The following is a 3,292-nucleotide window of genomic DNA, read 5'->3' on the forward strand; positions in this document are numbered from 1 at the left end:
GTGGCGTCGACGGCCTTGCGGGTGACGGGGGAGTTGACCGCGGTTTCGTAGCCCTTCTTGATCTGCTCGAATCGCCGGCGGCCGGCCTTAGTTCCCAGGACATAGCCTGCTGCGGCTCCGATGACGAACTGGATCATGAGGGGTTCGGCTCCTTCGCGGGGTCTTGAAAAAATTCCACCGGCCAGCTTACCTGGTGGCCGCGGGGTCGAGGGGCGACTCCGGGTGGCTGATGGCGGCGGCCGCGCGGATGAGCCCGAGGTGGGAGAACGCCTGCGGGTAGTTGCCTGCCAGTCGCTCAAAGGACGTCGAGTATTCCTCGGACAGCAGCCCTAGGTCGGAGGAGACGGAGCACACACGGTCCATCATTCCGCGGGCCTCTTCGAGTCTGCCGGAGTGGGCGTACTGGTCGATGAGCCAGAAGGAGCACAGGAGGAAAGGATATTCTCCGCCGGCGATGCCGTCGACGCCGGTACCGGTGGGGTAGCGGTGGAGGAACCCGGCGTCGTCGATGAGTGTTTTCTCGATACGGGCCGCCGTGCCGAGGATGTGCGGATCGTTATAAGGCAAAAAACCGATCTGCGAGAGCTGCAGCAGGGAAGCGTCGACGTTGGTGCTGCCGTAGGTCTGGGTGAAGGACTGCAGTTCCTCGTTCCACCCGTGATCCATGATCTCAGTTCGCAGACGATCGCGCAGCTCGCGCCACCGGTCGGCGGGGCCGGTGAGGCCGTGCTTCTCCACGGCCTTGACGCCCCGGTCGAAGGCGGCCCACATCATGGCGCGGCCGTGGGTGAAGTAGGCGGGTTCGCTGCGCATCTCCCAGATGCCGTGGTCTTTGACGTCGAACATGTACTCCTGGAAGTCGAGGATGGATTTCTGCAGGTCCCAGGAGAACTCGTCCTCCTCGATACCGGCGTCGCGCAGTGTCTCCAGGGCGATCATGACCTCACCGACGACGTCGGCCTGGTACTGTTCGGCGGCCCCGTTGCCGATGCGCACTGGGCGGGACTCCTCGTATCCCGGCAGGTGATCGAGTTCGAACTCGGGCAAGTGGCGTTCGCCGCGCAGGCCGTACATGATGCGCAGTTCCTTGGAGTCGCCCGCGATGGCGCGGAGCAACCAGTTGCGCCAGCCGTCGGCCCGGTCGGTGAACCCGGCCTCAACCAACACCTCGATGGCGAGGGCGGAGTCACGCAGCCAGACGTAGCGGTAGTCCCAGTTACGCTCGCCGCCGAACTCTTCCGGCAGGGAGGTGGTGGGGGCGGCGACGATACCGCCGGTGCGGGAGTCGGTGAGTGCGCGCAGGACGAGCAGGGAGCGGGTGACCATCTCCTGGTAGTCACCTTCGTAGGTGCTTCCCGACGCCCACCTCTCCCACGCGGCCTGCGTGATCGCGAGTGCCTGCGAGTAGTCCGGTGCCGGCGGGGCGTCGCGGTGCGAAGGAAACCACGTGAGCACCCATTCCAGGGTGTCGCCGTCGCTCAGCCGGAACTCACCCAGGTGGGCACCGGTCTCCTCGTTGAGGGTGAGGTAGGGGCCGCGGAGGTACACCGAGTCGGGGCCGGCCACGCACCGGATGGCGCCGATATTTGGCTCCGCATCGAGCACCTGATAGCGGTAGAACGGGGTGGCCTGGCCGTAGTCGAAGCGCAGCCGGAGCACCGAGCGGATGTCGATTTCGCCCGAGGTGCACGTCACCCGGCGCACCAGGTCGGTGCACTCGAAACGCCCATTGTCCGGGTCCATCGGCATGAAGTCCGTGACCACGGCGGTGCCGGTGTCGGACTCCCACGTCGTCTCCAACACAAAGGAATTGCCCAGGTAACGGCGGCCGAGCACGCGAGCGCCGGGGGCGTCGAGACGCCAGTGCCCGTGCTCCTCGGTGCCCAGCAGCCGGGTGAACACCGCCTGCGAATCGAAACGCGGCAGACACAGCCAGTCGATGCTGCCGTCCTCGGCGACGAGCGCCGCGGTGTGCGTGTCGGACAGAAGCGCATACTTCTCGAGGGGCGTGCTCTTGGTCATGACATCAGTGTAGGGGCGGGATGGCGGGGCCCGCCCGAATACATGAGGCTGGGAACATGGAACCGCCGAACATCGTCATCCTCGGCGGGGCTGGGGAGCTGGCCTGCCGCCTGCTCATCCCCGGGATAGGGGGTACTCCGACTCTGTGCGCACCGTCGCTGTTGTTTGCGAGGAGGTGGACTACCCCCCGCGCCCGTCGCTGAGCCTGGTGCTGAACATCCGGTGGCAAACACCGAATATCTCACCGCCGACGTCACAGAGCCCAATGATTGGTCAAGTCCGCGGAAGTGGTGTGTCTGCCTTTCGATAAGACAAGCAGTATGACGGTGTCAGGGACCGGCACGAGCCTGATGGGGGCCTGAACCCCGGAAAGTGGACACGGGGATATCATCACGATGCGATTGGAAGTTAGCTGAACCTGCGGCCTCAAACGCGTTCGGACCGCGGTAGCAACACCACGAATGTAGACGCTTCGTGTTGTAGCGCGTGCACCACCGGAACACGTCCCGGCGACACACCAACTGACTTGCAAAGACTGCCTCGTCCTGCAGGACTTCACGCTTGAGCGACGCGTTGAAAGACTCCGCCAAAGAGTTGTCCGCACTCGTACCGACCGCACCCATCGACTGGATGACACCGAAGCGCTCACATGCGCTTCTGTACTGCTCAGAGGTATAAACACGGCCATGATCGGAGTGGAAGATCGCGCACTGAAGGCTCCCGCGAACCCCGCGGGCCATCGACAAAGGGACCTGACCCCCTGGTGGTGGACACGCTGAAACCAGCATGTCGCTGGGGAAGTGAGGTACCTTTCCACCATGCCACGCAAGACCTACACCGAGCGGTTCAAGTGTGACGCAGTGGTGTTGGACGAGTCGACTCCCGGAGCAACGATCAACGCGATCGCCTCACCGATCTCGGGGGCAACCGCAACTCGCTGCGCAGCTGGCTCGATGCCTTCGGCACCGGCACCAAAACCAATGCCAACGGTGAGAAAGTTGCCAGCCCCATCGCCGCGTCGGACTCCGCCACCGCTGCCTCAGGACTGTCGGACGCCGAGCGCATCCGCGTACTGGAACGCGAAAACGCCAAACTCCGCGAGGAACGAGAAATCCTTCGTAAGGTGGCCAAGTATTTCGCGGAAGAGACGAACTGGTGAACCGCTTCCGGTTCGTTGACGACCATCGAGACCTCTACGAGGTCAAGCGGTTATGCGGCTCTTCAGGATTTAGAGTGCGTTGATCTTGGTGTGCAGCTGTCCGGAGTGGAT

Annotated in this window: 1 protein-coding gene and 1 pseudogene; both read right to left on the reverse strand. The window is 63.9% G+C overall.

From position 1 onward, the window contains the following. Positions 1 to 186: 186 nt before the first annotated feature. On the reverse strand, positions 187 to 2,022 hold the full coding sequence (locus tag Q4F73_RS12120; RefSeq protein ID WP_303359596.1) for a glycoside hydrolase family 15 protein: 1,836 nt from the start codon (positions 2,020 to 2,022) through the stop codon (positions 187 to 189). Between the two features lie 410 nt (positions 2,023 to 2,432). Beyond that, positions 2,433 to 2,768: pseudogene (locus Q4F73_RS12125) on the reverse strand (integrase core domain-containing protein); the annotation flags it as partial. Positions 2,769 to 3,292: the final 524 nt, after the last annotated feature.

This window comes from Corynebacterium sp., from assembly GCF_030535495.1.
Lineage (GTDB): Bacteria > Actinomycetota > Actinomycetes > Mycobacteriales > Mycobacteriaceae > Corynebacterium.